The organism is Pseudomonas viridiflava (assembly GCF_900602065.1).
Taxonomy (GTDB): Bacteria; Pseudomonadota; Gammaproteobacteria; order Pseudomonadales; family Pseudomonadaceae; genus Aquipseudomonas.
The window spans coordinates 65,333-90,713 of the sequence record NZ_UWFN01000263.1 but is presented as its reverse complement, the minus strand read 5'-3'; the positions used below and the strand labels follow the sequence as shown (position 1 = coordinate 90,713).

The 25,381-nt window shown below is 58.2% G+C and carries 25 protein-coding genes, 1 other RNA gene and 1 pseudogene; 14 read left to right on the top strand and 13 right to left on the bottom strand.

Annotation, left to right across the window (positions count from 1 at the left end; translation table 11 throughout):
- Positions 1–12: 12 nt before the first annotated feature.
- From EE949_RS14180 to EE949_RS14160, 5 genes are all read right to left on the bottom strand, one after another.
- A complete protein-coding gene (locus tag EE949_RS14180) occupies positions 13–816 on the bottom strand; it encodes an enoyl-CoA hydratase/isomerase family protein (protein ID WP_122664853.1) in 804 nt (267 codons plus the stop codon).
- Positions 813–1,970 carry a citronellyl-CoA dehydrogenase gene (atuD, locus tag EE949_RS14175; protein WP_122664852.1) on the bottom strand — a complete coding sequence of 386 codons (1,158 nt, stop codon included), beginning with the start codon at positions 1,968–1,970 and terminating at the stop codon, positions 813–815. The genes EE949_RS14180 and atuD overlap by 4 nt, the downstream gene beginning before the upstream one ends.
- A gap of 249 nt (positions 1,971–2,219) precedes the next feature.
- Entirely contained in the window at positions 2,220–3,836 is a 1,617-nt protein-coding gene (gene atuC / locus EE949_RS14170) for a geranyl-CoA carboxylase subunit beta (RefSeq protein ID WP_122664851.1), read from the bottom strand.
- A 3-nt stretch (positions 3,837–3,839) separates the two neighbouring features.
- Complete coding sequence (locus tag EE949_RS14165; protein ID WP_122664850.1) at positions 3,840–4,709, bottom strand: SDR family oxidoreductase; 870 nt, start codon at positions 4,707–4,709, stop codon at positions 3,840–3,842.
- A gap of 227 nt (positions 4,710–4,936) precedes the next feature.
- The gene (locus EE949_RS14160) at positions 4,937–6,727 is read right to left on the bottom strand and encodes an acyclic terpene utilization AtuA family protein (RefSeq protein WP_122664849.1); all 1,791 of its coding nucleotides are present in this window, start codon (positions 6,725–6,727) and stop codon (positions 4,937–4,939) included.
- 386 nt (positions 6,728–7,113) lie between these two features.
- Here EE949_RS14160 and EE949_RS14155 point away from each other — a divergent pair, with 386 nt between their 5' ends.
- Positions 7,114–7,737: a TetR/AcrR family transcriptional regulator gene (locus tag EE949_RS14155; RefSeq protein WP_122664848.1), complete on the top strand. Its 624-nt coding sequence runs from the start codon at positions 7,114–7,116 to the stop codon at positions 7,735–7,737.
- A 98-nt stretch (positions 7,738–7,835) separates the two neighbouring features.
- Complete coding sequence (locus EE949_RS14150; protein ID WP_122664847.1) at positions 7,836–8,651, top strand: substrate-binding periplasmic protein; 816 nt, start codon at positions 7,836–7,838, stop codon at positions 8,649–8,651.
- Between the two features lie 36 nt (positions 8,652–8,687).
- Here the strand turns inward: EE949_RS14150 and EE949_RS14145 are convergent, their stop codons facing one another.
- A complete protein-coding gene (locus tag EE949_RS14145; protein WP_122664846.1) occupies positions 8,688–8,855 on the bottom strand; it encodes a DUF2897 family protein in 168 nt (55 codons plus the stop codon).
- A gap of 86 nt (positions 8,856–8,941) precedes the next feature.
- Positions 8,942–10,306, bottom strand: coding sequence for an ethanolamine permease (eat, locus tag EE949_RS14140; protein ID WP_122664845.1), 1,365 nt, complete (start codon positions 10,304–10,306; stop codon positions 8,942–8,944).
- A 281-nt stretch (positions 10,307–10,587) separates the two neighbouring features.
- Between eat and pyrF the strand changes: the two genes are divergently transcribed.
- A complete protein-coding gene (pyrF, locus tag EE949_RS14135) occupies positions 10,588–11,289 on the top strand; it encodes an orotidine-5'-phosphate decarboxylase (RefSeq protein ID WP_162874463.1) in 702 nt (233 codons plus the stop codon).
- A 244-nt stretch (positions 11,290–11,533) separates the two neighbouring features.
- On the opposite strand, the gene EE949_RS14130 is transcribed toward pyrF, so the two are convergent.
- Together EE949_RS14130 and EE949_RS14125 are read right to left on the bottom strand one after the other, a co-directional pair.
- Positions 11,534–12,019, bottom strand: coding sequence for a GNAT family N-acetyltransferase (locus tag EE949_RS14130; RefSeq protein WP_122664843.1), 486 nt, complete (start codon positions 12,017–12,019; stop codon positions 11,534–11,536).
- A gap of 52 nt (positions 12,020–12,071) precedes the next feature.
- A complete protein-coding gene (locus EE949_RS14125; RefSeq protein ID WP_122664842.1) occupies positions 12,072–12,347 on the bottom strand; it encodes a hypothetical protein in 276 nt (91 codons plus the stop codon).
- Between the two features lie 454 nt (positions 12,348–12,801).
- Between EE949_RS14125 and ffs the strand changes: the two genes are divergently transcribed.
- Positions 12,802–12,898: signal recognition particle sRNA small type (gene ffs, locus EE949_RS14120), an RNA gene on the top strand.
- Between the two features lie 126 nt (positions 12,899–13,024).
- Here the strand turns inward: ffs and EE949_RS14115 are convergent.
- A complete protein-coding gene (locus EE949_RS14115) occupies positions 13,025–13,816 on the bottom strand; it encodes an N-acetylmuramoyl-L-alanine amidase (protein ID WP_122664841.1) in 792 nt (263 codons plus the stop codon).
- A 268-nt stretch (positions 13,817–14,084) separates the two neighbouring features.
- Here EE949_RS14115 and EE949_RS14110 point away from each other — a divergent pair, with 268 nt between their 5' ends.
- Both EE949_RS14110 and EE949_RS14105 read left to right on the top strand, forming a co-directional pair.
- Positions 14,085–14,327, top strand: coding sequence for a type II toxin-antitoxin system Phd/YefM family antitoxin (locus EE949_RS14110; protein WP_122664994.1), 243 nt, complete (start codon positions 14,085–14,087; stop codon positions 14,325–14,327).
- Positions 14,328–14,440: 113 nt separating this feature from the next.
- Positions 14,441–14,977, top strand: a pseudogene (locus EE949_RS14105) (GNAT family N-acetyltransferase).
- Positions 14,978–15,129: 152 nt separating this feature from the next.
- On the opposite strand, the gene EE949_RS14100 reads toward EE949_RS14105, so the two are convergent.
- Positions 15,130–16,041, bottom strand: a complete 912-nt coding sequence (locus EE949_RS14100) for a LysR family transcriptional regulator (protein ID WP_122664840.1) — start codon at positions 16,039–16,041, stop codon at positions 15,130–15,132.
- A gap of 278 nt (positions 16,042–16,319) precedes the next feature.
- Here EE949_RS14100 and EE949_RS14095 point away from each other — a divergent pair, with 278 nt between their 5' ends.
- The 8 genes from EE949_RS14095 (at position 16,320) to EE949_RS14060 (ending at position 24,351) form a co-directional block, all read left to right on the top strand.
- A complete protein-coding gene (locus EE949_RS14095; protein ID WP_122664839.1) occupies positions 16,320–17,201 on the top strand; it encodes an alpha/beta fold hydrolase in 882 nt (293 codons plus the stop codon).
- 223 nt (positions 17,202–17,424) lie between these two features.
- Positions 17,425–18,342 carry a LysR family transcriptional regulator gene (locus EE949_RS14090; RefSeq protein ID WP_122664838.1) on the top strand — a complete coding sequence of 306 codons (918 nt, stop codon included), beginning with the start codon at positions 17,425–17,427 and terminating at the stop codon, positions 18,340–18,342.
- A gap of 190 nt (positions 18,343–18,532) precedes the next feature.
- On the top strand, positions 18,533–19,507 hold the full coding sequence (locus EE949_RS14085; RefSeq protein WP_122664837.1) for a hydroxyacid dehydrogenase: 975 nt from the start codon (positions 18,533–18,535) through the stop codon (positions 19,505–19,507).
- Positions 19,508–19,520: 13 nt separating this feature from the next.
- Positions 19,521–20,219 carry an RraA family protein gene (locus tag EE949_RS14080; protein WP_122664836.1) on the top strand — a complete coding sequence of 233 codons (699 nt, stop codon included), beginning with the start codon at positions 19,521–19,523 and terminating at the stop codon, positions 20,217–20,219.
- Between the two features lie 111 nt (positions 20,220–20,330).
- Positions 20,331–21,617 carry a CitMHS family transporter gene (locus EE949_RS14075; RefSeq protein WP_122664835.1) on the top strand — a complete coding sequence of 429 codons (1,287 nt, stop codon included), beginning with the start codon at positions 20,331–20,333 and terminating at the stop codon, positions 21,615–21,617.
- A gap of 48 nt (positions 21,618–21,665) precedes the next feature.
- A complete protein-coding gene (locus tag EE949_RS14070; protein WP_122664834.1) occupies positions 21,666–22,607 on the top strand; it encodes a hydroxymethylglutaryl-CoA lyase in 942 nt (313 codons plus the stop codon).
- Between the two features lie 2 nt (positions 22,608–22,609).
- Complete coding sequence (locus tag EE949_RS14065; RefSeq protein WP_122664833.1) at positions 22,610–23,806, top strand: CaiB/BaiF CoA transferase family protein; 1,197 nt, start codon at positions 22,610–22,612, stop codon at positions 23,804–23,806.
- A 77-nt stretch (positions 23,807–23,883) separates the two neighbouring features.
- Complete coding sequence (locus EE949_RS14060) at positions 23,884–24,351, top strand: GNAT family N-acetyltransferase (RefSeq protein WP_162874464.1); 468 nt, start codon at positions 23,884–23,886, stop codon at positions 24,349–24,351.
- A gap of 28 nt (positions 24,352–24,379) precedes the next feature.
- On the opposite strand, the gene EE949_RS14055 is transcribed toward EE949_RS14060, so the two are convergent.
- Positions 24,380–24,814, bottom strand: coding sequence for a GFA family protein (locus tag EE949_RS14055; RefSeq protein ID WP_122664832.1), 435 nt, complete (start codon positions 24,812–24,814; stop codon positions 24,380–24,382).
- 51 nt (positions 24,815–24,865) lie between these two features.
- Positions 24,866–25,381, bottom strand: a complete 516-nt coding sequence (locus tag EE949_RS14050) for an AAA family ATPase (protein WP_122664831.1) — start codon at positions 25,379–25,381, stop codon at positions 24,866–24,868.

The following is a 25,381-nucleotide window of genomic DNA, read 5'->3' as shown; positions in this document are numbered from 1 at the left end:
CGGTCAGCATCGTTAGCGTTGGGGGATCCAGACAGGGTCGCGTTTTTGCATGAACGCCAGCGTCCCCTCCATTCCTTCCGGGCTGCCGACCGCGGCACTGAATGCTTCTGCAGCCTGATCCAGCAATTGAGTCATTGGCGTATGTTCAGTCGCCAGCAGCAACGCCTTGGTAGCGGCATTGGCTCCCGGTGCACAGCGCAGCACTTGATCCAGGACCTCACTCAGACGTTCGGCCATGGCCTGATTATCGCGTTCCACAAAATGCACCAGCCCCAGACGTGCGGCCTGTTCCCCGTCGAAACGGGCGGCGGTCAGCGCCAGCCGTCGGGTTTGCGAAAGGCCGATGCGCTTGACCATGAACGGTGCGATCTGCGCGGGCAGCAGGCCGAGGCTGGTTTCCGGCAGGCCAAATTGCGCCTGTTGATGAGCAATCGCGATATCGCTGACGCACGCCAGCCCCATGCCGCCGCCCAGCACCGCACCGTCGAGCACGACGATCAAGGTTTGCGGCAGGTTTTGCGCGTCTTCAAGCAGGCTGCCGAATGCGCGATTCAGGCTTTTATAAGCGTGCGGGCCGTGTTGCCGGGCCTGCGCCATGTCCTTGATGTCGGCCCCGGCGCAAAAATGCCCGCCCGCGCCTGCCATGACGATGACCCGGGTCAGGCCATCGTCGCGTACAGCGCTGAAAACCGCACGTAACTCGCTGACCATTTGCAGGCTCATGGCATTACGGGCCTGGGGGCGGTTGAGGGTGATGTGCAAAACGCCTCTATGCCGATCGAGTATCAGCGTTTCGTACTCTGGCAGCAGGCTCATGGTTTTTTCCCCGGCAGAATGCCCATCAGCTTGCAGATGATGCCCAGCATGATTTCGTCAGCGCCGCCGCCAATCGACACCAGACGTACATCGCGGTACGCCCGGGACACCGGGTTTTCCCACATGAAGCCCATGCCGCCCCAGTATTGCAGGCAACTGTCGGTGACCTCCCGTCCCAGACGCCCGGCCTTGAGCTTGGCCATGGACGCCAGGCGAGTCACGTCGCGACCTTTGATGTACAGCTCGGTGGCTTGATAGACCAGTGCCCGCAAGCACTCGATTTCGGTTTGCAGCTCGGCCAGGCGGAAATGAATGACCTGATTGTCGATCAGCGCCTTGCCGAACGTGTGGCGCTCGCGGCAGTACTCGATGGTGCTGTCTATGCAGTGCTCCAGGCCTTTAAGCATGTTCGCGGCACCGAACAGGCGTTCTTCCTGAAACTGCAGCATTTGCATCATGAACCCGGCACCCTCATGACCGATCCGGTTACGTTGCGGAATGCGCACTTCATCGAAAAACACCTGAGCCGTTTCCGAACTGCGCATGCCCAGCTTGTCCAGAGGCTGGCTCAGGCTGATGCCGGGGGTATTCATGGGCAGCATGATCAGCGACTTGTTGACGTGGGGTTTGTCATCCGATGTGTTGGCCAGCAGGCAGATGAAGTCGGCACTGGGCGAATTGGTGATCCACATCTTGCTGCCATTGATCACATAGTCGTCGCCGTCTTTACGGGCGCTGGTCTTGAGGCCCGCGACATCCGAGCCCGCCCCGACTTCGGATACGCCGATGCAACCTACCTGTTCGCCCGCGATGGCGGGGCGCAGAAATTCGTCACGCAACTCGTCGGAGCCGAAGCGGGCCAGCGCCGGGGTGCACATGTCAGTCTGCACGCCAATGGCCATGGGGATGCCACCGCAATGCACCGTGCCGAATTCTTCGGCAGCGACAATCGAGTAGCTGTAATCCAGTGCCATGCCGCCGAACTGTTCGGGCTTGGAAATCCCCAGCAACCCCAACTCACCGGCTTTACGGAAAATCTCGTGGATGGGAAAGCGACCGGCTTTCTCCCATTCATCGACATGGGGGTTGATGTCGTTATCGACAAAACTGCGCACCGTACGGCGCAGGGCTTCGTGTTCGGATGTGATGAGCATTTTTTATTGTTCTCCTTACGATTGTTTTCACAGCAATGGCTGACAAACAACTCATCCAATGAACAGCTATCTCCCTGTAGGAGATTGACCTTGGTCCCTGATACGAACACTGGGCCTGTAGGAGCTGCCGAAGGCTGCGATGGCGGTGTGGCAGGATCAATGTCTCGCAGCCTTCGGCAGCTCCTACAGAAAATGCATTTCAATTCAGTGGTTAGTATGTTGTTTGTCTGGCGCGATTCCAGAGCGGTTCTAAAACCGCGCCACCCCAAAACTGTTGCCCTGCAACGGCCTGACCGCCGCTTCTTCACAGATATCCAGCAGGAAACCCAGCAGCGTGCGGCTGTCTCGCGGGTCGATCAGGCCGTCGTCCCACAGGCTGGCGGTGCCGTAAAGCGCGCTGGACTGGCTGTCGAGCTTCTGCGCGGTGACCTGCTCCAGCATATCGAGCATCTTGGGATCAACTTCGATGCCGGCCTTGAGCTGCTTGGCCTCGGTGACGATACGCAGCACCTTGCCCGCTTGTGCGCCGCCCATGACGGCCGTACGGCTGTTGGGCCAGGCGAAGATGAACCGTGGGTCCAGCCCCCGCCCGCACATGGCGTAATTGCCTGCCCCGTAGGAACCGCCGACCACCAGGGTGAGTTTCGGCACTCTGGCGTTGGCCACCGCCTGAATCATCTTCGCCCCGTGCTTGATCACGCCTTGCTGCTCGGACTCGGTACCGACCATGAACCCCGTGGTGTTATGCAGAAATAACAATGGCGTCTGACTCTGGTCGCACAACTGAATGAACTGCGCCGCTTTGCTCGCGCCCTTGGCGGTGATCGGGCCGTTGTTACCGATCACACCGCAAGGCCGACCCTGGATGTGCAAATGGCCACACATCGTCTGGCTGTCGTACTCGCCCTTGAACTCCAGAAACTGCGAGCCATCGGCCAGCCGGGCAAGTATTTCCCGGACGTCGTAAGGCTTTTTCGGGTCGTTGGGGATCAAGCCGAGCAGGTCATCGATGGGGTACAGCGGCTCCTGATAGACCTTGGGCGGACGCACTGGCAGCTGTGCATTCCACGGTAGCAGGCTAATGATTTCGCGCACGATGCGCAGACCGTCGGCGTCGTCCTCTGCCAGATACTCTGCGGTGCCCGCCACCTGAGCGTGCATCTCGGCGCCGCCCAGTTCTTCATCCGTGGCAATTTCCCCGGTAGCAGCCTTGAGCAGCGGTGGCCCCGCCAAAAACAGGCGAGCCTTGCCGCGTACGACCACGACGTAATCGGAAAGCCCCGGTTGATAAGCGCCGCCCGCCGTGGACGAGCCGTGAACCACGGTGATCTGCGGCAAGCCCATGGCCGACATGCGCGCCTGATTGGCAAAGCCTCGTGCGCCTTCAACGAAAATCTCGGCGGCATAGTTAAGGTTGGCGCCGCCACTTTCCGCCAGCGTGACCACTGGCAGACGATTTTCGACAGCGATTTGCTGCAGCCGCAGGGACTTTTTCAGACCGCTCGGGGAAATGGTCCCGCCCCGAATCGCGCTGTTATTGGCCACCACCAACACCCGCACTCCGGACACGTAACCAATCCCGGCGATCAGGCCGCCGCCTGCCTGGCTGCCGTCCTTGTCGTCATGCAGCTTGTAGCCCGCCAGCGAGGACAGTTCCAGGAATGGCGCGCCGGGGTCCAGCAGCAGGTTCAGGCGCTCGCGAGGCAACAGCTGGCCGCGCTGGCGGAATTTGTCTTTGGCCGCGGCGGCTTTATCCAGCAGCACCTGCTCCAGTTGCCTGACTTGAGCAATCCCGATCAGCATCGCCTCACGGTTGGTGGCGAAGCTTGAACTGTGGGTGTCCAGTTGTGACTCAATCACCGGCATGGCTTATTCCTCCCCTTTGAGCACGTCAGGCAAGGTGGCACGATGAAAACCGTTATAAGCCTCGCTACGGGCCGCCGGATAAAGCGGCCAGGTGCGATTGCCCAGACTGGCACCGCCGTCGATACGCAACGTGCTGCCGTTGATAAACGCGGCTGCCGGGCTGAGCAGAAAGACGATGGCGGCGCTGACTTCGGATTCGCTGCCGATGCGTTTGAGCGGCACGTGCTCGCGCAAGGTCGGGATCACTGCTTTGAACGCGCCTTGATAGGTGTCCATGCCACTGGAAGCAATCCAGCCCGGCGCGACGGCATTCACGCGCACTCCCGCGTGGCCCCATTCGAAGGCGGCGGTCTTGGTCAGGTTGTCCATGCCTGAGCGCGCTGCGCCCGAGTGCCCCATGCCCGGCATGCCGCCCCACATATCGGCCAGCATGTTGACGATGGCGCCGCCGTGCTTGCTCATGCTCTGGTTGAAGACTTCCCGGGCCATCAGGAAACCGCCCACCAGATTACTGCGCAGTACGGTTTCAAAACCTTTTTGATTGATCGCCGACAAGGGGGAGGGGAACTGGCCGCCAGCGTTATTGACCAGGCCATGCAGCGGGCCGTGAGCGTCGATGAGTGTGCTGATCAGCGCTTGCACCGACGCCTCCTCGCGGATGTCGCAGCTGTAGCCGTGGGCCTGGCCGCCGTCCTGCTGAATTTCGGTGCAGACCTGCTCGAGCTTTTCCGGCTTGCGCCCGACCAGCAATACATGAGCACCCAGCGCTGCCAGTTCGTGGGCGGTGCAGCGACCAATGCCACTGCCGCCACCGGTGATCAAAATCGTCCGCCCGGCGAAGAGGTCAGGTTTGAACACGGAGTTGTAAGCCATTGATCACCTCTTTTTATAGTTCTCTGTGGGAACTGAGCTTGCTCGCGACAAGAGCACTGCAGATGGCAGGTCAATCACGTCTGGCCTTCTGGACTGAAAGGCATTTTTTGTAGGAGCTGCCGAAGGCTGCGAAGCATTTATCCTGATACACCGCGATCGCAGCCTTCGGCAGCTCCTACAGGTCCTGTGTTTGCCGCGAGGCAGCGCGGTGCTATGACACCGGGCCATCAACTAACCTCATCCGCCACCCATTGCGGCACTGCGATTTCTATCTCCAGCAATTGCTGGGCAAATGCCTTGCCTTGCGGGTCAATACGCAGGCTGGCAACACCGCCGCCACCCAGAGCGTTTTCCAGCAGAAAGTTCAAGCTGTGGCTGCCCGGCAGATACCAGCGCTCGACGCGGCCCTGTATCGGGTCCAGCACATGGCGCATCCAGTCCACCACCACTGCGGTCGTCAGGCTTTCGGCGATCCATGGCAGGTACTCCGCACGCCGCGCCATGACCCCGATATTGCTGTGGTTGCCTTTGTCCCCGGAGCGCGCCACCGCCAAGCGAATCAATGGCACGCTGGCGTCGGCCTGGCCTTGTGGCGCGGGCGGTTGCAGGTCTTCGGCCAGTTCCAGCGGGTCGAGCCGGTGAACATCGGGTAAACAGCAGGGCAGAGCCTGACCGCTCATCTCGACGCTCAGGCTGCAAACCGACTTATCCACCAGAAACGAAAACAGCCGGATCACCGGGTACACCGTGGGCCGGCCACCGACAATGCCGGTCAGTCCCGGGGCCATGCCGGTGGCGGCCTGGGCAATTTCCCGGGAGAACAGAATCAGTGCTTCTTTTTGCGGATGACGGACGGCCAGCTTGATCACCACTTCACGGCTGTCCTGGCGTTTGCCGTGGGGGCCGTAAGTCGCCTCACTGCCCAGTAACTCGATGTTTACTTCGCTGTAAGGCGCCCAGCCGCGTTGCTCGAACATCTCACTGGTCTTGCTGATGATCGCCTGACCGACTCTCTGTGCCTTGGCGACTGCGTCGATGCCCGCCAGCAGGCAACTGGCGGTGCAGCGAAAGCCATCGGGCCAGGTCGCCGAAACCTTGTATTGATCACTGGGTGAAAAACCGCGAGCGCCCTTGATCCGGACCCGGTTCTCGCCGGACTGTTCGAGGTGCACTTGAGTGAAGTCGCACACCACATCGGGCAGCTGATAAGCGCGTGGGTCGCCGATTTCGTACAGCAACTGTTCGCCAACGCTCAACGGCGAAATCAGCCCGCCGGGGCCTTCTGGTTTGCAGACGACGAATGTCCCGTCTTCGCTGACCTCAACAATAGGGAAACCGATGTGCTCGTAGTCCGGCACATCCTGCCAGTCAGTGAAGTTGCCGCCCGTACATTGCGCGCCGCACTCGATGATGTGGCCAGCCAGTGCCGCTTGCGCCAGGCGGTCGTAATCGTCCCACTGCCAGCCGAACTCGTGAACCAGCGCCGCGCTGACCACCGCACTGTCGACCACACGGCCGGTGATCACGATGTCGGCACCTTGTTGCAGGGCGGCGACGATGCCAGGAGCGCCGAGGTAGGCGTTGATCGACACGCACATAGCGGGTAGCGGGGCGCCGCTGAACATCTCGCGGATATCGGCTTTCTTGAGATGTGCGAACTGTGGTTGCAGGTTATCGCCGTTTAAAACGGCGATCTTCAGGGCCACGCCTGAGGTGTCACAGGCCCTTTGCAGCGCAGCGGCGCAAGCGGCGGGATTGATGCCGCCTGCGTTGCTGATCACGCGGATCTTCTGTTCGGCAATGCTGCCGAGGAGCGGTGTCAGGACATCGATGAAGTCTGTCGCATAGCCTGCGTCCGGGTTTTTTATCCGTGCCCCGGCCATCAATGACAGGGTGATCTCGGCCAGATAATCAAATACCAGATAATCCAGCTTGCCGGCTTCAACCAGTTGCGCGGCGGCCGTGCTGGTATCTCCCCAGAAGGCGCTCGCACAGCCGATGCGCAGATGCTTGCTCATGGTCGACCTCCGTGGTCCCGAGACAGTCAGGCGAGACTACCAAGCAAGCGCTTGGTTGTGGAAGTGCTGAAAACGATTTGAGGCGACCGTTGATCAGCCAGCGCGTGATTTATTTATTGGCCTAGCGCTTGCTTGGTTGTGCGGGCAGGCATAGATTGCTGGGCATGTGAGATTGCTTAAAGCGTAATGATTGATTGCGGTCTTGGTTCGGTGTCGTCTGGGCCATGCAGGATCGACTTTTCATGTTGGAGCGAGGCTTGCCCGCGAAGAACGATAACGCGGTGTAGCTGGGTTCATCTCGTCGCCTGATTCGCGGGCAAGCCTCGCTCCAACAGCGATCACGTCGCAAGTTCAGAAGTTCGAGTGCTGTTTGGAGAGAAACCACCGTGAACGAGCAGCAAGCTCTATTGGTCATGCGTGAGTTGGTCGACGCAGGCCAGCTCACTGATCCGGAAAGCGCCCGGGGCAAGTTGTTGCAGGTCTCGGCGCACCTGTTCCGCAACAAGGGGTATGAGCGCACTACCGTGCGTGATCTGGCCAGTGCAGTCGGTATCCAGTCAGGCAGCATCTTCCATCACTTCAAAAGCAAGGACGAGATCCTGCGCGCCGTGATGGAAGAAACCATCATCTACAACACCGCGTTGATGCGTGCCGCACTGGTTGAAGTCAGCACTGTGCGCGAGCGCGTGCTGGCGTTGATTCGCTGTGAGTTGCAATCGATCATGGGCGGCAGTGGTGAGGCCATGGCCGTGCTGGTTTATGAATGGCGGTCGCTGTCAGCTGAAGGTCAGGCACACGTTCTGGCGTTGCGTGATCTCTATGAACAACTCTGGCTAAAAGTGCTGGGGGAGGCCAAGGACGCCGGTTTCATCAAAGGAGATGTGTTCGTGACGCGGCGCTTTTTGACAGGTGCGTTGTCCTGGACGACGACCTGGTTCAGGCCTCAAGGCAGCATGACGCTGGATCAATTAGCGGATGAAGCGCTAATGATGGCACTTAGGGATAATTAACCCCGCTTTGCACTATTTGCTCATTGTTTTAAAACCAAAAAACACCTAGGGTTGATCAATTTCAGGGGTGCGCAGTCTTGAAGTTTTTGTCTGTGCGAATGGCTTCGCGAGCCTTGTGGGTAAGCGCTGCAGCACTACTCGCCATGCCGGTGAGTGCTGCGCAGGTAGTAAGAATTGGTGCGGCGCATTTCCCGCCTTACACCATCCGGCCGGAAAAAGGTGCAGACACCGGGCTGTTGCCTGAGCTGGTGGCGGCCCTGAATGCTGCCCAGCGTGATTATCAGTTCGTGCTGGTACCGACTTCTATTCCGCGCCGGTTTCGTGATTTCGAGCAAGGTCGCATCGACATGGCGATATTTGAAAATCCCGATTGGGATTGGCAGAGCATCCCCCATGAAGCGGTCGACATGAAGCTCGAAGATGCCGAGATCTTTGTTGCTCGGAAGGTGGAAGGTCGTACCCAGAGCTATTTTGATGATCTGCACGGCAAGCGGTTAGCCCTGTTCAGCGGCTATCACTACGCGTTTGCGCAGTTCAACGCAGACCCGAAGTACCTCAGCGAGCATTTTGAATCCACGCTGACCTATTCCCATGACAGCAATCTGTTGATGGTCATGCGCGACCGTGCGGACATTGCGCTGGTAACGCGTTCGTACCTCAGCGACTTCATGGCGCGCAACCGGACGGAAGCTGCTCAGTTACTGGTCTCGGAGCGAGTCGATCAAACCTACCGGCATTTCGCCCTGCTGCGCCCCAAGGCACCTATCAGCGGCGCGCAGTTCGATCTGCTGCTCCAGCAACTGCGGGACAACGGGCAGATGCTGAAAATCTTTCAGCCGTTTCGAATCGCCGTACTGCCATTGACCAGCCACCGCGCCGTGGCTACCGAGCGCACTCAGGCAAACGCCCAATAAAAAAGACGGTGCCAATGGCACCGTCTTTTTTCAGTTCTAGCGATCCTTGGCTTCTTTGGCATCCATCTCGGCATTGCGCTCGTGGACACGTTTGAGTTGCTCATCGGTCAGTGGCAGCTTCTGCGCAGATTGGCGCAAGACCATCAAACCGCCCACGATCGAACCAATTGCAACCAGCAGAATTAACCAGGCATACCAGGGCATAGGGCTCTCCTTTCTTATGTAACCGTTTGAGCAGCCGCGCCGCCCAATGGTTCAAGTCTAGCCCTGTGCCCTGATCGCGTCGTTATTTAAAGCCCGGTCAGCATCGCGTCAGCCGGAGCGTCGGCGCGTGATTGCGCCGTCAGGCTGAAGTAGACGAAGCCCACCACCATAAAGGCAAGGAAGATCAGGCCGATCAGTGCGTTGAACCAGGCCATCGCAATCAGGCACACCACCGCCAGCGCCAGGGCAATGCCCGGCACGATCGGGTAACCCGGTGCACGGAAGGTGCGCTCCAGCGACGGTTCGGTTTTACGCAGTTTGAACAGGCTGAGCATGCTCATGATGTACATCACGATGGCGCCGAAGACCGCCATGGTGATCATGGCTGCTGTCAGGGTCATGCCGCCGAGATTGACCAGGCCGTCGCTGTAGATCGCCGCGATACCAATCAGGCCGCCCGCGATGATGGCGCGGTGTGGTGTCTGGAAACGCGACAGTTTGGCCAGCGAGGAGGGCAGGTAACCCGCGCGAGCCAGTGCGAAGAACTGGCGGGAGTAGCCCATGATGATGCCGTGGAAACTGGCTACAAGACCGAAAAGGCCGATCCAGACCAGCATGTGCAACCAGCCGGAGTTCTCGCCAACCACGGTTTTCATCGCTTGTGGCAGAGGGTCGTTGATGTTCGACAGGGTGCGCCAGTCGCCCACGCCGCCCGCAAAAAGCATGACGCCCATGGCTAGAATCACCAAGGTCAGGATGCCGCTGACATAAGCTTTTGGAATCGTGCGCTTGGGGTCCTTGGCTTCTTCGGCGGCCATGGCCGCGCCTTCAATGGCCAGGAAGAACCAGATCGCAAAGGGGATCGCCGCAAACATACCGGCAATCGCCGGAGCACCAAAGGTGTCGGAACCGGCCCAGCCGTTGAGCGCGAAATTACTGAAGCTGAACGCCGGAGCGACCACGCCCATAAACACCAGCAACTCGGCCACTGCAAGAATGCAGACCACCAGCTCGAAGGTCGCAGCCAGTTTCACGCCCAGAATATTCAGGGTCATGAACACGATGTAAGCGCCGACCGCCGCCAGCTTGGGATCAAGCCCCGGAAACTGCACGTTCAGATAGGCGCCGATGGCCATCGCAATCGCTGGCGGCGCAAATACAAATTCAATCAAGGTGGCCAGGCCTGCAATCAGCCCGCCTTTTTCACCGAAGGCCCGACGGCTGTAGGCAAAAGGCCCACCCGCGTGAGGGATGGCCGTGGTCAGTTCGGTAAAACTGAAGATGAAACAGGTGTACATCAACGCAACCATCAACGAAGTGACCAGAAAGCCCAATGTCCCGGCCACGCCCCAGCCGTAACTCCAGCCGAAGTATTCGCCGGAAATCACCAGCCCTACCGCAATCCCCCATAAATGCAGCGTACCCAGCGTGGGTTTGAGTTGTGTGTTCATGAGCAGCTCCCTGAAGTCTGTGGAATCATCGAAACATCCTGTTGCAGTCGCCATGCCACTCAATGAACCATAGTCGTATTGGTCCCAAACGCGTCGTTTGCAGAACGGTTCTCGTTTGTGCGCGCCAAGAGGGTGCGGCTTTGGTGCGGGCAGGGCAGGGTTATGTCCGCTTTAGGGCGTATTCATTGGGGAGAATCGATTCAGTTGGGCGGTTCGAATACCGTCTGCTGTAAGGTTCGGATACAATGCGCGCCGATTTCGACTTACCAGAGAACCCGCTCATGTCCGTCTGCCAGACTCCTGTCATCGTCGCCCTGGATTTCCCGACCCGTGACGCCGCTTTGAAGCTGGCTGACCAGCTGGATCCCAAGCTCTGCCGCGTTAAAGTCGGTAAGGAGCTGTTTACCAGTTGCGCTTCGGACATCGTCGAAACCCTGCGTGACAAGGGCTTCGAAGTGTTCCTTGATCTCAAATTCCACGACATCCCCAACACCACCGCCATGGCGGTCAAAGCGGCGGCCGAGATGGGGGTGTGGATGGTCAACGTCCATTGTTCCGGCGGCCTGCGCATGATGGCGGCCTGCCGTGAAGTGCTCGACCAGCGCACTGGCCCGCAGCCTTTGCTGATCGGCGTGACCGTGCTGACCAGCATGGAGCGCGAAGACCTGGCCGGGATCGGCCTGGACGTCGACCCGCAAGTGCAAGTACTGCGCCTGGCTGCATTGGCTGAAAAGGCTGGTATGGACGGTCTGGTGTGTTCTGCGCTGGAAGCCCAGGCCCTGAAAGCTGCACACCCGGCCTTGCAATTGGTTACCCCAGGCATCCGCCCGAGCGGCAGCGCCCAGGACGACCAACGCCGCATCCTGACTCCGCGTCAGGCGCTGGACGCAGGCTCCGACTACCTCGTCATCGGCCGCCCGATCAGCCAGGCCGCCGACCCGGCCAAAGCGCTGGCAGCGGTTGTGGCTGAGTTGGCGCTCTAAAAACCTCATTGACCTATAGGTTTTTTTAAATCCTATAGGTCTGACGGCGCAGTGGTACTGGCTGTACGCCTGTTCTCTGTGGGGGTTCTATGTTGGCCTGCAAGGGTTGATCCCGGTGGGAGCGAATTCATTCGCGAATGCGTCTTGTCAGGCGACAGAAGTGTTGAATCTGCCGGCCCTTTCCCGAATAAATTCGGTCCCACAGGTCCTGCATGAGCTTGATGCTCCCACAGGTGATCTACGTCTACAGGTCTAACACCAATCGCCGCTCATACCCGATCCGCCCCTTGTACGCCTCACCGGTATCCACCCAACCTTGGCCGACATACAAATTCAGCGCCGCCAGATTATCCGCATCCACCGACAACATTAGTTGCCCGATATCCGGCCACGTCGTGCGCGCCACCTGCGGCAACCCCTGCAAAAACACCTTGCCCAGACCTTTCCCCTGAACCCGATGATCTATCTGCAGCGCATGCAACGTCGCCGAGCCTTCCACCGCCCAGTGCGGTAAGAACTCCCCGCGCTTGAGCAGTAAAAAGCCCACCGGCTTGTCATCCGCCAGCAACGCCACACCCTGAATATTCGGACTTGGCCGGACCAGCAAGGTATTCAACGCGCAGTAAATATCCCCGGAAAACGGCAGCTGCTCCGGCAAAATCTCCAGCGCATCCAGTTGCTGGCGCTGCACTTCGTTCAGTGTTTCGTAGCTCACAACTTGCGTTTTCATCACTGCTAAATCGCACCGTCTGACGAGAAAAGTAGGCGGTGCGCAGTATGGCTCAGTGTCTGACAGAAGTGCATGGAGAGGGCGGGCTAAATATCTGCTTCTCAACGACTGTTAACGCATCACAGCCATCGCTCAACAGCATCAATGCGGCATTGGCGATGCAACGCACGTCGCACTCGTCTGCGCCGTCCAGCGTTTCCAATAAATGCCGCGCCATGCGAAGGCGCCGGTCTGCGCTGGCAAACAGAAAATCCAGCGGTGCCTGGGTGTCCATGTGCATCACCGGGCTGTCTGTGTTGTTGCTCTTGAGGGGGACGAAGCGATTCATGCTGCACCTCCCCGAACGGATGGGGCAGGAGGATTTGGAGTGATCTTGAACATTAATGGCATTCTCTTTGTGAGGTGGAGCTGCCAAAAACTCACTTCCACATGAGTGGGTGGCAGCTGTGCGCGGGTGTGGAAGACCGGTCAAAGAGAACCCGGCGCACCCGAAGGTGCCCCAGCGCACAGCCGCCATAACACAGCCATCGGACACCTTATGGCCCCGATGATTGGTAAAAGCTTCTGTACTCTTTGAACAGCCGGGCTTCCACACCCGATCACTGATGTGCAGTGACGGCGCGACTATAAGCCCCGATTCCGAGCGCTGCAAGCTACCCAGCCCCCGTCACACAAGTGCTTGAGCGCTATCGAATTTTTATCCCGCATTACGGGTTGTAACTTCGCGCCAGACCGGTACAATGGCGCGGCTCGCCGACAGGTGAGTGTCGTTATGGTGACCCCATCGGTCCCCCCGCAACGATTACCCGTGAACCTGGTCAGATCCGGAAGGAAGCAGCCACAGCGGGAACATTGTGTGCCGGGGTGTGGCTGGTGGGGTTACCACCTATCTCTAAAGCTCGCCAGCTCTGGCGGGTTTAGCAAAAAATCCAATTCTGATCAGCGTTCAGGTTTTCCTGAATATCGTGCTGCATCGTCTGTGAATCTATTTACGCCGCTATCTCCTTAAACATACACCTGCTTTGTTATCTTCCCCGGAAAGTATTTATCCACCAGTGCATACAGCGCCGCCGCCGTTTCAGCGTCCACCACGCCGTCATATTTTTTCGGGCGGAAATGCAGCTGGAATGCCCGGATCAGCTTCTTGTATCCACTTTCAGTCATCGCAGCGGTTGTGTCATACCCGTAAAGGCCTAGTTTCGCGATCATGTCGGCTTTGGCGGGCATGGCGCAGCTGAACTGTGCCTGATAGTTTTGTTTGGTTGCCTCGTCATACCAGGCGCCAATACCGGCATCGTGAAGTTCTTTCCAGGGGAATGCGGCACCGGGGTCGCTTTTTCTGCCGATGGAGATATCACTGTGGCCGACGACGTTAACCGGCGATATGTCCGGGTAACGCTGGAGAATGTTCTTTGCCAGCTCTTTGACTGCCTCTATTTGCGTGGAGTTGTACGGCGGGAACGTGAAAACGCCTTTGTCTTCGGTGGCCACATAAACGATTTCTACCCCGATGGCAGTGTCGTTAAGGTTGTAACGCTTCGCCCATCCGCTGACGCCTGCATGCCATGCGCGTTCGCCTTCATCGACGAGGTTGAAGATGCGCATGTCGGTGAAACCCGCGTCGGTGTAGGTTTTATCGCTTGGGTCCGGGACAAGATAATGCGAACTGACTGACGGGCCGGTGAGCGCAGCGACTGATTGTCGGAAGTTACAGGCGGTGTAATGCATGACCAGAAAACGGGTGCGGTGATTGAAGCTTTTTGTGGCTCTGTAGCTGTTGTAATCGATAGCGTACATCGGTGAATCCTGCTGAACGTGAATGAGAAATCACGCTAGCATCGGGTGTTTTTTGTATGGCTTTAGATATGTATTACATGTTGGTTTTTTGGGTGTTTAAGATATCCGCACGCTCTCTGTAGGAGCTGCCGAAGGCTGCGAATCGGTAAAGACTGACACACCGCTTTCGCAGCCTTCGGCAGCTCCTACAATTGATTATTTTCGCCGTCGGAATCAGTGCTACGAGAGACCATAAAACTTATTCACGAACACCGGGATGCAATTGCGTATGCGGGTTGAAACCATCAGCTACCTGAGGAAAAACGCGGCGACGCTTGACGTATCCGAGCCGATTGTAATAACGAAACATGGTCTTCCAGCCTATGTAATTGAGTCCTGCGCAGCGCGCAAGCACCGAGATGAAACCATCGCGTTGATCAAACTCATGGCCTTGGCATCTCGGGACAAAGAGCAAGGCAAGCTCATCTCTGTTGATGCCCTTATGAGTCGGCTAGCCCTGCATGACTTATAGTGATTGCTCCTTCAAGAGCGCCTGAGGTTGGGTTCACCGGTTGAATCTCGATATTTTGGCTCTTTGAATATTTGTGACCCCTCAAGCGTTTCGAACCTGAGCAAAGTATCTGAATGACTGACCCCCATACCACTCAAGTCATCACCCGTGCCGCCACCCCACAGGACGCACTGTCTATCGGTGTGCTCGGCATGCAGGTTTTTCTCGATACGTATTCCACCGAAGGAATCCGGGACGCAATTGCTCAGGAAGCGCTTGATGCCTTCTTGCCGGATACGATTTCAAAAATCATTGCCCAGCCCGATACGTTGATCGTTGTGGCTGAGGTTAATCATCATCTTGTCGGTTTCGCACAGGTTGCCTTGCGAACTGATCATGAGGTGATTGGCGATTCGAGTGCCGCGGAGTTAAAGCGTCTGTACGTACAGGAAAGGTTTACCGGACGAGGCGTGGGCTACAAGTTGCTTCAACGCGCCGAAGAATATGCGCGGCTTGGAGGTGCGTCATTGCTATGGGCCACGGTCTGGGTTGGCAATGAGTGAGCGGTCGGCTTTTATCCTCGGCAAGGCTACGAATGTCTGGGTTCGACGTCTTTCACTTTTCAAAATGAAACCCATGAAAACCGCTTGTTCGCTAAAAATATAATTTAATGAGTTGAAACGCATCTGAGCTCACCGAGGTCACGAGGCCAGCGATGGCGGTTTGTCTGACACTCCGCCATCGCTGGCCTCGTAACCTCGGTGAGCTCCTACAGGCTACGCGTTTCAGGGCACAATTGATGCGATGTTTGAAAGAGTCACCTTCAAGCAATACCGCCTTCAAACCGCAGATCCTGGCGCAGCGCCTCGACACAGAAATCCACAAAGGAGCGTACTTTGGACGAGCCGCGTCGGCCCTCCAGATACACCACGTGGACCGGCTCCGGTTCGATCTCGAATGCTTCCAGCACACAGGCCAGTTTCCCATCCCGCAGGTGCTCGCGTATCTGGTAATACGGCACCTGGGTCAGCCCCCAATCCTGCACGGCTGCGCCGATGGCAGCCTGGAATGACGTAAGGCTGAGCCTTGAGCCGACGTCTACTGAGTAGTCGTGGCCATCAACTCGAAACTGCCACTGAGGTGCTCGTTCTGATGCGGAGGTCGAGATGGTCGAGTGGTGGCGCAAGTCGTCCGGGTGCTGTGGCGTGCCATGTTCGGCGATGTAGGCGGGGGAGGCGCACACCATGCGCCGCACGCTGCCGACGGGGATTGCCGTCAACGAGGAATCGGGCAGGGGGCCAATGCGCACGGCGACATCAACCCCTTCATCCAGCATCGACACCACCCGATCAACCAGAATTGCGCGAATCTCCACTGCCGGGTACTGACTGAGGAAGCGCGTCAGAACCGGTGTGACGTGCAGCGCACCAAACATCTGAGGCGCCGTGACGGTGAGCAAGCCGCCAGGCAGTGCGTGCAAACCACCCGCTGCGTTTTCCGCTTCAGCAAGGTCGGCCAGCAAACGATGGCAGTCAACGGCAAACCGTTGCCCGGCTTCAGTGAGACGCATGTTGCGAGTGTTGCGCACCACCAGCAACACCCCCAGGCGACTCTCCAGGCTGGCCACTGCCCGCGTGACCGTAGCGGTGGACAACCCAAAGTGCCGTGCGACTCCGGCGAAGCTGGTCTGGTCGGCCAGAGCAGCGAACACTGTCATTTCCTGAATTCGGTCCATGTCCTGCCTGCAGCGTAATGAGTGTTGCGGGAATGCTACCAGCATTGCAGAAATAGAAATGGTGAATTGAGTTTTGTGGTGATTCTCTACAATAGAAGCAGGGAATAGGATAGACCTCAATTCATTCAGAACAGGGTCTCGCCATGAACCATTCCGATCCAGCGTTCGGCATCAGTCGGCGCAAAGTTTTGCAGGCATCTGCGGTAGGCGCAGCGTCTGCTATCGGCGCATCTTTTGTGAGTGCGGCCAGCAAAGGACCAACAACAGGAGGAGCAACTATGGCACTCGACGATAACTTCCGCGTCACCTTCCACACGCAGAAAGTTGGCGAGGTGGAGGTCTTCTATCGCGAAGTCGGCCGCAAGGACGCGCCGGTGCTCCTGTTGCTGCACGGCTTTCCGAGCGCCAGCCACATGTTCCGCGACCTGATGCCATTGCTGGCAAACCAGTACCGTCTCATCGCACCGGATTTACCGGGTTTCGGAAACACTAAAGCGCCGCCGCGCGGGCAGTTCGATTACACCTTCGAAAACCTCTACAAAGTGATCGAAGGCTTTACTGAAGCGTTGGGCCTGAACAAATACGCGCTGTACATATTCGATTACGGCGCCCCAACCGGTTTGCGTCTTGCCGCTGCGAATCCGGAAAAAGTGACGGCAATCATCAGCCAGAACGGCAACGCCTATCTGGAAGGTTTCAGTGATCAGTGGGACCCGTGGCAAGCCTACTGGCGCGACCCTTCGGCAGCCAATCGCGAAGCTTGCCGCCCATCGTTATCGCCGGAAACCATTCGTGACTGGCAGTACGGCACAGGCGCTGACCCGCAGAAGCTTTCACCGGATGGTTACAACCTGGACATCCAGTACATGGCGCGGCCAGGTGCCGAAGAAATCCAGCTGGACCTGATTCTCGACTACCGCACCAACGTGGCGGCATACCCGGCGTTTCAGGCGTACTTGCGCAAACACCAACCGCCGCTGCTGGCCGTGTGGGGCAAGCATGACCCGGCGTTTATCCCGCCGGGAGCAGAGGCTTATCGTAAAGACATTCCGAATGCGGAAGTGCATCTGCTGGACGCGGGCCACTTCGCACTGGAGACCCATGCGCCGGAAGTGGCTGAGTACATCCGCGAATTTCTTTCAAGGAAACTGAACAAGTAAGCAGTCCGCGTACCCGAACAGCGTCCGCTCAACAGACCCCTCTTGCTCGGGCGGACGCACGTTCAACATGACCGCAAGAAAACCCTCGATCTCATGGCAGTAAAGACCAGCCATGGATTTTCCTCTCGTATCGCGGCGATACACCGGCCATCATGGAGCGCTCGTTATCCGGTTCACACAATCTGGATGGCGAAGAGACCCAACGCCATGTGGATGTGTATTGATGGATTTACGCGACCTCTACTATTTCGAAACCATCGCTGATCTGGGCAACCTGGGGCGCGCCGGTGACAAGTTGCATCGCACCCAGCCGGCGCTGTCGAAAAGCATTCAGCGACTGGAAGAAACCCTCGGCACTGCGTTGTTTTTTCGTGAAGGGCGGCGCATGCGGCTCACTCCAGCGGGTGAACTGCTGTTGATGCGCGCCCGGCTTCTGCGTCAGGGCGTGCAGGAAACCCGTCGGGAAATTCAGGACTTTGCCAAAGGTACGGTGGGCAATGTACGCCTCGGCTGCGGCCCGACGGCTGCGGAATATTTGTTGCCGAGTCTGGTGTCGTTGTTACTGGACACTGCCCCTGATCTGACGCTGGAACTCGTCACCGGTCAGAACGACATATTGCTCAACTCGCTGCGAACCGGGCAGCTGGATCTGCTGATCTGCCCGCTGTCGGCGGTGGATGTCGCCCAGTTCGAAACCTTCGCACTGCTGCAGGATGAAGTCGTGGTGGTTGCCAGCGCCGACCATGCTTTGTTCGAGCGCCCGATTGTAATGGCGGATCTGTGCGAATGGCGCTGGGTGCTGGCGGCGCCAACGGTGGCCACCCGGCGCTGGCTGGACAATACGTTTTTCAATCATCAACTGGACACGCCGCAGATTCAGATCCAGACCAACTCCATCAACATGATGCCGCGGCTGATTGCTCACACACCGCTGCTGAGTTTCATTTCCAGGCATAACCTCGGCGTGGGCAAAATTGGCGCGCACCTGCGCGAGGTACCACTGGCAGAAACCACCATGAAGCGCAGCTTCGGTCTGGTGATGCGCCGCGAAGCTTACATCTCGCCACCTACCGCTTACGTCGTCGATCTGCTCAAGCGAGAAGGTACGGCGTTGTTTACCGATCATTCCGATCTGACCTGAGTATTTTCCCAAGTGTTACCCGTCGCCCCAACGAGGGACACAATCGGGTCGATGTATCAATTAAATTCATAGTTGAATAAAAAAGCGGAAATAGATTTATACGAGGAATAGGTTAACCATGGAGGCCATAGCGGTAGATGTCGCGAGCGATGTCTGAACCGATGCCAATAATGAAAACAAGGCACCCTCCATGACGTACACCATTCTTGTCACCGCCGAACGCCTTGCACCCGCGGGGCTGAACATCCTCATGCAACGCGGCTGTCGAGTGCTGTTTGTCAGCGCAGGGCAGGAAGTTGCTGACATCGAACGGCTGATGGCTAGCGAACCGATTGATGCAGTGATCTCGCGGACTTTCGACCTCAGTGAACAGGCGATCGGCGCATGCCCGACCCTGAAAGTCATTTCCAAACACGGCGTTGGCGTCAGCAATATCAATGTTGCTGCGGCGACTGCCCGTGGCGTTCCGGTCTACGTCACGCCCGGTGCCAACGCGCAATCGGTGTGTGAGATGACCCTGGCTCTGATGTTCGCAGCCGCGCGCAAAGTCAGCTGGATGGACAGCGAAATCCGCGCTGGTCGCTGGTCCCGTGCGCAGGACGGTCTGGAACTGAGCGGGCGTACGCTGGGCCTGGTCGGTTTTGGTCAAGTGGCGCGCAAAGTCGCGACGGTATGCCAGGCGCTCGGTATGCCGGTACGGGTTTACGACCCGTTTCTCAAAACCGACAGCGGCCTGCTGGGCGCTGTGGCCGTGGACTCATTGGCAGCATTGCTCAGCGAAAGTTATGTTTTGAGCCTGCATGTGCCGCTCACCGCACAGACCCGCAACCTCATTGGCGCTGCCGAGCTGGCAATGCTTCCCGAAGGCGCGCTGTTGATCAATACCGCGCGCGGCGAGGTGGTAGACGAAGCCGCCCTGGTCCAGGCACTGCGCAGCGGCCAGTTGTACGCGGCAGGACTGGACACCATGGCCATCGAACCTCTGCCGTCCAGCAGCCCTTTATTGGATCTGGGCAACGTTGTGCTGACCCCTCATGTCGGCGGTTCGACCCCGGCGGCACTGGCCGCAATGGCCCGGGATGCTGCGAACAACGTACTGGATTTCCTCGACGGCAAGCCTGTGCCTCGTACGTCGTGCGTCAACGCTGACCTGCTTCCCCTTTGACCGGAGATTTACCATGACCGCTTCTGCTCTCAATGACTGGCCAACCGGCTACCGTATCAATCCGCGTAACGACAATCTTGGCGCTGACCTGATCGAGGCGTTCCGCAGCGTCCCGGTGGCGGTTGCGGGGGATTGTCTGGGGCGCGGCATCGGCGCCAGAGGCCTGCACGTTTATCACGGCGATCTGTCGCTCAAGTTGTGTGGCCCCGCGTTCACGTTGCGGGTGCGTCCCGGTGACAACCTGATGGTGCACAAGGCCCTGATGATGGTTCAACCCGGCGATGTGCTGGTTATTGATGGCGCGGGTGACGTCAGCCAGGCGGTCATCGGCGGTCTTGTCCGCACCACGGCATTACGGGTCAGGCTTGGCGGCATTGTCATCGACGGCGCGGTTCGTGATCTCGAAGAACTGGCCGAAGGCATCCTGCCGGTGTTCGCGGCGGGCCACACGCACCGTGGCCCGAGCAAGGACGGCCCCGGCGAAATCAATGTGCCGATAGCCTGCGCAGGACTCTGCGTCATGCCCGGCGATTTGATGCTGGGCGATGCTGACGGCGTACTCGCAGTGCCGCAGGCGGATGTTGCGGCCCTGCTACCCAAAGCCATCGCCCACCTTGAGCGCGAGGCCGCGATCCGCGAAACCAATCGCCTTGGCACTGCCGACCCGGAACGCTTCGACGCACTGCTGCGCGCCAAAGGCCTGCCGGTCTGAGTACCTTGCACTGACTCTCATTAACCCACTGCACGGGCTATCCATGCCGGTAGCTGGCGCTTCGCATCCGTAAAAAGTCACCCAGATAAAACTAAAAAAAAGAGGGAACCCATGCTGACGATCCTCAGCTATACGATGATCACTTGCTTCATGTATCTGGTCATGAGCCGCCGTCTTTCGCCGTTGGTGGCGTTGATGCTGGTGCCCGTGGTGTTTGCCTGTATCGGTGGGTTCGCCGCAGGGCTTGGCCCGATGATGATCGACGGTGTGAAGATGCTCGCACCGACCGGGATCATGCTGACCTTTGCGATCCTGTACTTTTCGATGATGACCGATGCCGGGCTGTTCAACCCACTGGTCAAAATGATCCTGAAAGTGGTCAAGGGCGATCCGCAGAAGATCGTGATTGGCAGCGCGATTCTCGGTATCTGCGTTGGCCTGGATGGTGACGGCGCGACAACTTACATCATCACCACCGCCGCGCTGTTACCGCTGTACCGGCGCACCGGGATTCGCCTGCAAGTCATGGCGACGGTGTTGTTGCTCAGCAATGGCGTGATGAACATGCTGCCTTGGGCCGGGCCGTTTTCTCGCGCCGCCAGCGCCATGCATGTGGACGTTGCCGACCTGTTCATGGAAATGCTGCCGATGATGCTTGCCGCGCTGGCGTGGGTGGTGTTTGTCGCGTTTCTGCTGGGGCGTATGGAGAAGCGTCGCCTGGGCGTGATCGAACTACGCGAAGGCGAGGGCATGGATCACTTCAAGGAGTCCGCACCGGGCGACTGGCGCTTTGTGTTTAACGCCGTGCTGACGACTGCTCTGATTACCTGCATGGTCATGAGTGTATTGCCGCTGCCGATTCTGTTCATGCTCGCATTCGGCATTGGCGCAGTCGCCAACTTCCCCAAAATCGAGGACCAGAAGGCCCTTGTCTCACGCCATGCGGGCAACGTGATGCTGGTGTCCCTGCTGATTTTTGCCGCCGGTATCTTCGTCGGCATCATGACCGGCACCGGCATGATCAAGGCCATTTCCGAAAGCCTCATTTACGTCATTCCGCAATGGGCGGGGCAGTACATGTCGTTGATCACCGCGCTGATCAGCATGCCGGGCACTTATGTACTGACTAACGACGCGTTCTACTTCGGCATCCTGCCAATCCTTGCCGACACCGCCAGCCATTACGGCATCGGGCCCATGGAAATGGCCGTCGCCGGGCTGATCGGCCAACCGGTTCATGTGCTGAGTCCGCTGGTGGCATCGACGTATCTGCTGTGCGGCTTGCTGGATGTCGACTATGCGAACAACCAGCGTATTTCTTTCAAATGGTCGGTGGGTACGGTCGGCGTGATGTTTGTGATGTCGCTGCTGATCGGCGCGCTTTCCATCCTCCACTAAGCCACGTCCGCTGGCTCAGTGCCGGCGGTCTGCACCCGAGGTCATTTCATGCACAACAATCACGACATAGATATTTTGATCAGCGAGGTCGGCCCCCGCGACGGGCTGCAAAGCGTCAAGGCGAGCATGCCTACCGCGCTCAAAATCGAGTGGCTGACGGCACTGGCAGCGTCCGGTTTGCGCGAGATCGAAATCGGTTCGTTCGTTTCGCCGAAACTGCTTCCACAAATGGCCGATGCGGCACAATTGGTCGCTCACGCGAGAACCCTGCCGGGGCTGTTTGTCACCGCTCTGGTGCCCAATCTCAAAGGCGCGCAGGCAGCGTTCGAAGCCGGAGTGCAAAAAATCACCCTGCCGATTTCGGTCAGCGAGCCGCACTCGTTGGCAAACATCCGCAAGACGCATGCGCAGGTTTTTGAAGAAGTCCGCTCAGTCGTTGCGTTACGCGATCAGCAGTACCCGCACATCCAGATCGAGGCGGGTCTCTCCACGGTATTCGGCTGCACGCTGCAAGGTGTAGTGCCGGCCGATGACGTCATTCGTATGGCCCTCACCATGGCCGGGCTCGGGGTCGATGAGGTGGGGCTGGCCGATACGGTGGGCTATGCCAACCCGACTCAGGTACGTCAATTGTTCACCCGATTGCGTCATGAGCTGGGGCCTGTCGCGGGCAGTGCCCACTTTCACAACACCCGGGGGCAGGGGTTGGCGAACGTCGTGGCCGCGCTGGATGTCGGGGTCACGACCATCGACGCCTCTCAGGGTGGGTTGGGCGGCTGTCCCTATGCCCCCGGCGCCTCGGGAAACATCGTCACCGAAGATCTGGTTTACCTGCTCGAATCCATGGGCCTGCGCACTGGCGTTGACATCGACCGTCTGGTCGCCGCGCGCGAATGGCTGCAGAAGGGGCTGCCGGAGGAGCCGCTTTATGGATTCATCCCTGATGCCGGTGTGGGCAAGAATTTTCGTTATGCAAGCAAGGACCAATGAACATGCAGTCGACTGATGAAAAGACGCTGCCACTGGCAGGCATTCGTGTGATCGAGTTCGTACACATGGTCATGGGGCCGACCTGCGGTTTGGTATTGGCTGACCTCGGTGCAGAGGTGATCAAGGTTGAGCCGGCGCCTGCGGGGGACAATACGCGGCGCTTGCGAGGCTCCGGCGCAGGTTACTGGATGACCTATAACCGCAATAAAAAAAGCTTTGCCGTCGACATGAAAACCGAAGAGGGCATGCTGGCCGTCCGCAAGCTCATCGCCAGTGCTGACGTGGTCACCGAAAACTTTCGTCCCGGTGCCATGGGAAAACTGGCGCTGGGTTATGAGCAGGTCAAGGCGATCAAGCCTTCCATCATCTACAGCTCAATGAAAGGTTTTCTGCCCGGCCCTTACGATCAACGCACAGCGCTCGATGAAGTTGTGCAGATGATGACCGGCCTTGCTTATATGACTGGCCCGGTGGGTCGGCCTTTGCGGGCTGGGGCTTCGGTAAATGATGTAATGGGCGGCATGTTCAGCGCTATCTCAATCCTCGCCGCTTTGCATCAGCGCAACGCTACCGGGCTGGGCCAGTTTGTACAGACCGGCCTGTTTGAAAACTCGGCCTTCCTCGTGGCGCAACACATGATGCAGAAAGTCGTCACGGGTAAGGCCGCCGCGCCGATGCCCAACCGGGTCTCCGCCTGGGCAATCTACGATGTATTCACCACCGCCGACGATGAGCAGGTTTTCCTCGGGGTCGTCAGCGACGGCCAATGGCAAAGTTTCTGCAAAGCCTTTGATTTCAGCGAGTGGGCCTTAGACCCCGCGCTGGCTCTCAATAACCAGCGGGTGCAGGCGCGCGAAGACCTTCTGCCGCAGGTGAGTCAGTGTTTGGGCGGCATGAGTAAGGTCGAAGTGATGGCGCGCTGCGAAGCCGCGGGCCTTCCATTCTCACCGATCCAGCGTCCAGAGGATCTGTTTGAGGATAGGCACCTGAATGATTCGGGCGGCATGGCCGCGCTGACGGCTGACGACGGCACCGCTGTAAAAGTGCCGATGTTGCCTTTCGAAATGGATGGCCAGCGTTTCGGCACGCGGCTTAATGTGCCTGAGCTTGGCAGCCATTCGACTGAGCTGCTGAGCCAGTTGGGCTACAGCGATGAGGAGATTCGGGTGTTAGAGGCTGCTGGTGTGGTTAAAGGTTAATGGCATGATGGGGCGCTGCTCGCGCCTGAGCTAAGGACGCCTGCTGATCCCACTACAGTACTCAGAGTAAACGACGTATGCCCGATACATCCCGGACCCATTCTGCCGTGACTCTGAGCCCGGCCCAGCAAACCGACCTCGACGACTTGGTCGCTATCCGGATTGAAGCGATGCGCGAAAGTCTGGAGCGCGTAGGGCGCTTTGATCCGGTGCGTGCTCGCGAACGTTTTGTCAGCGGTTTCGATGCGCGTAATACACGCTATATCGAAGTGGCTGGAGAGCGGGTTGGCTTTGTCGTGATCAAGCGTCACGAGCATGAGTGGGTGCTTGATCATCTTTATCTGAGGCTGAATGCGCAGGGCTCGGGCATAGGCTCGGCGGTGCTGGCGTTGATTTTCAAAGAGGCAGATGCCGCGGGGCTTCCGATTAAAGTCGGCGCGCTTAAAGAGAGCGCGTCGAATCGGTTTTACCTGCGCCATGGGTTTCAGTTTCTAGAGAGCGGCGAGTTCGATCATTACTATGTTCGCCGGTGCATTGGGGGCTGAACGTTTGCCCTTGAAACGCTGCACCAGCTCAACAGCCAACCCGCAAAGCCGCGAGCAGTGACGCTAACGACTCGGTAGCCCCGTCAAATGTGTTTTCCGACTTCACCGTGTCCCATTGCATTGCGTCACTCAGGCAGTAGTCGCCTATGCATTTCATGGGGGGCGTTTGCGGGTCCAGCAGACCTAATGGAATCCACATGTACGGCGAGCCACGCAGGGCGTTGGGGACTGTCGAACCGCACTGTTTGCAGAAGTCATTTCTGTAACCGCTGGGTTTGACCCAAGTGCTGATTTCGGACTCTCCCGCCTCCCACTGGAAAGTGGATTGCGGGACAATTGTCGCGCAGTTGTAACCCGTGCCTGTTTGTTTCCGGCAGAGAGAGCAGTGGCATCGGTAGAAATACAGTGGTTCTGTTTTAAGGGTAAAAACCACGCTTGCGCAGAGGCATTGTCCTGTCAGCATGTATACATTCCTTTTCGAGAGGCTCGTTCTGCTTGACCATTGTCAGGTGCCTTAGCGACCACTAAACCCTGACAGAAATCGCTCGGTGATTATCGCTACCGCCTCAGCCGCAGGCATTAGCGCTGTGTCGACAGTAAACGGCGTGTCATCCCACGCTTCATATTCGTGGTCCAGCACCGACTGCCAACTGGGCGGAGTCAGGTCCGGAATATCACTTATTCTGTTTTCAACCCGGCGTTGGTGTTCCTGTTTGTCGGAGCACACCACCTGAATATTCACCAACTGAGCGCCAACGCTTGTGGCAATGTTGCTCCAGGCATTTCGGCTTTCCAGCACCGGGTTAACGCAATCGACGATGACTGAATTACCAAGTTCAAGGTTGCCCAGCGCAAGCTCATTCGCGACCCGGTAACCGGCAGGCCCGATATCGTGTGCAAGCTCGCCGGAGTTACGCATAGCCTGTTCAATTGAATCAATACGCAGATACACCGCCTGTGTTCGGCGAACGAGTTCACGTGCAATCGTCGTTTTACCTGTGCCGGGAAGACCACTAAAGACAATGAGCAT

What these genes read in the sequence shown, in the direction of transcription:
- EE949_RS14145 (WP_122664846.1), bottom strand. Translation starts at nt 8,855, where the DNA reads ATGCCCTGGTATGCCTGGTTAATTCTGCTGGTTGCAATTGGTTCGATC.
- EE949_RS14075 (WP_122664835.1), top strand. Translation starts at nt 20,331, where the DNA reads ATGCTGACGATCCTCAGCTATACGATGATCACTTGCTTCATGTATCTG.
- pyrF (WP_162874463.1), top strand. Translation starts at nt 10,588, where the DNA reads ATGTCCGTCTGCCAGACTCCTGTCATCGTCGCCCTGGATTTCCCGACC.
- EE949_RS14125 (WP_122664842.1), bottom strand. Translation starts at nt 12,347, where the DNA reads ATGAATCGCTTCGTCCCCCTCAAGAGCAACAACACAGACAGCCCGGTG.
- EE949_RS14115 (WP_122664841.1), bottom strand. Translation starts at nt 13,816, where the DNA reads ATGTACGCTATCGATTACAACAGCTACAGAGCCACAAAAAGCTTCAAT.
- EE949_RS14090 (WP_122664838.1), top strand. Translation starts at nt 17,425, where the DNA reads ATGGATTTACGCGACCTCTACTATTTCGAAACCATCGCTGATCTGGGC.
- EE949_RS14180 (WP_122664853.1), bottom strand. Translation starts at nt 816, where the DNA reads ATGAGCCTGCTGCCAGAGTACGAAACGCTGATACTCGATCGGCATAGA.
- EE949_RS14100 (WP_122664840.1), bottom strand. Translation starts at nt 16,041, where the DNA reads ATGGACCGAATTCAGGAAATGACAGTGTTCGCTGCTCTGGCCGACCAG.
- EE949_RS14110 (WP_122664994.1), top strand. Translation starts at nt 14,085, where the DNA reads ATGCGGGTTGAAACCATCAGCTACCTGAGGAAAAACGCGGCGACGCTT.
- EE949_RS14060 (WP_162874464.1), top strand. Translation starts at nt 23,884, where the DNA reads ATGCCCGATACATCCCGGACCCATTCTGCCGTGACTCTGAGCCCGGCC.
- eat (WP_122664845.1), bottom strand. Translation starts at nt 10,306, where the DNA reads ATGAACACACAACTCAAACCCACGCTGGGTACGCTGCATTTATGGGGG.
- EE949_RS14050 (WP_122664831.1), bottom strand. Translation starts at nt 25,381, where the DNA reads ATGCTCATTGTCTTTAGTGGTCTTCCCGGCACAGGTAAAACGACGATT.
- EE949_RS14080 (WP_122664836.1), top strand. Translation starts at nt 19,521, where the DNA reads ATGACCGCTTCTGCTCTCAATGACTGGCCAACCGGCTACCGTATCAAT.
- atuD (WP_122664852.1), bottom strand. Translation starts at nt 1,970, where the DNA reads ATGCTCATCACATCCGAACACGAAGCCCTGCGCCGTACGGTGCGCAGT.
- EE949_RS14055 (WP_122664832.1), bottom strand. Translation starts at nt 24,814, where the DNA reads ATGCTGACAGGACAATGCCTCTGCGCAAGCGTGGTTTTTACCCTTAAA.
- atuC (WP_122664851.1), bottom strand. Translation starts at nt 3,836, where the DNA reads ATGCCGGTGATTGAGTCACAACTGGACACCCACAGTTCAAGCTTCGCC.
- EE949_RS14085 (WP_122664837.1), top strand. Translation starts at nt 18,533, where the DNA reads ATGACGTACACCATTCTTGTCACCGCCGAACGCCTTGCACCCGCGGGG.
- EE949_RS14095 (WP_122664839.1), top strand. Translation starts at nt 16,320, where the DNA reads ATGGCACTCGACGATAACTTCCGCGTCACCTTCCACACGCAGAAAGTT.
- EE949_RS14065 (WP_122664833.1), top strand. Translation starts at nt 22,610, where the DNA reads ATGCAGTCGACTGATGAAAAGACGCTGCCACTGGCAGGCATTCGTGTG.
- EE949_RS14160 (WP_122664849.1), bottom strand. Translation starts at nt 6,727, where the DNA reads ATGAGCAAGCATCTGCGCATCGGCTGTGCGAGCGCCTTCTGGGGAGAT.
- EE949_RS14150 (WP_122664847.1), top strand. Translation starts at nt 7,836, where the DNA reads ATGGCTTCGCGAGCCTTGTGGGTAAGCGCTGCAGCACTACTCGCCATG.
- EE949_RS14165 (WP_122664850.1), bottom strand. Translation starts at nt 4,709, where the DNA reads ATGGCTTACAACTCCGTGTTCAAACCTGACCTCTTCGCCGGGCGGACG.
- EE949_RS14130 (WP_122664843.1), bottom strand. Translation starts at nt 12,019, where the DNA reads ATGAAAACGCAAGTTGTGAGCTACGAAACACTGAACGAAGTGCAGCGC.
- EE949_RS14070 (WP_122664834.1), top strand. Translation starts at nt 21,666, where the DNA reads ATGCACAACAATCACGACATAGATATTTTGATCAGCGAGGTCGGCCCC.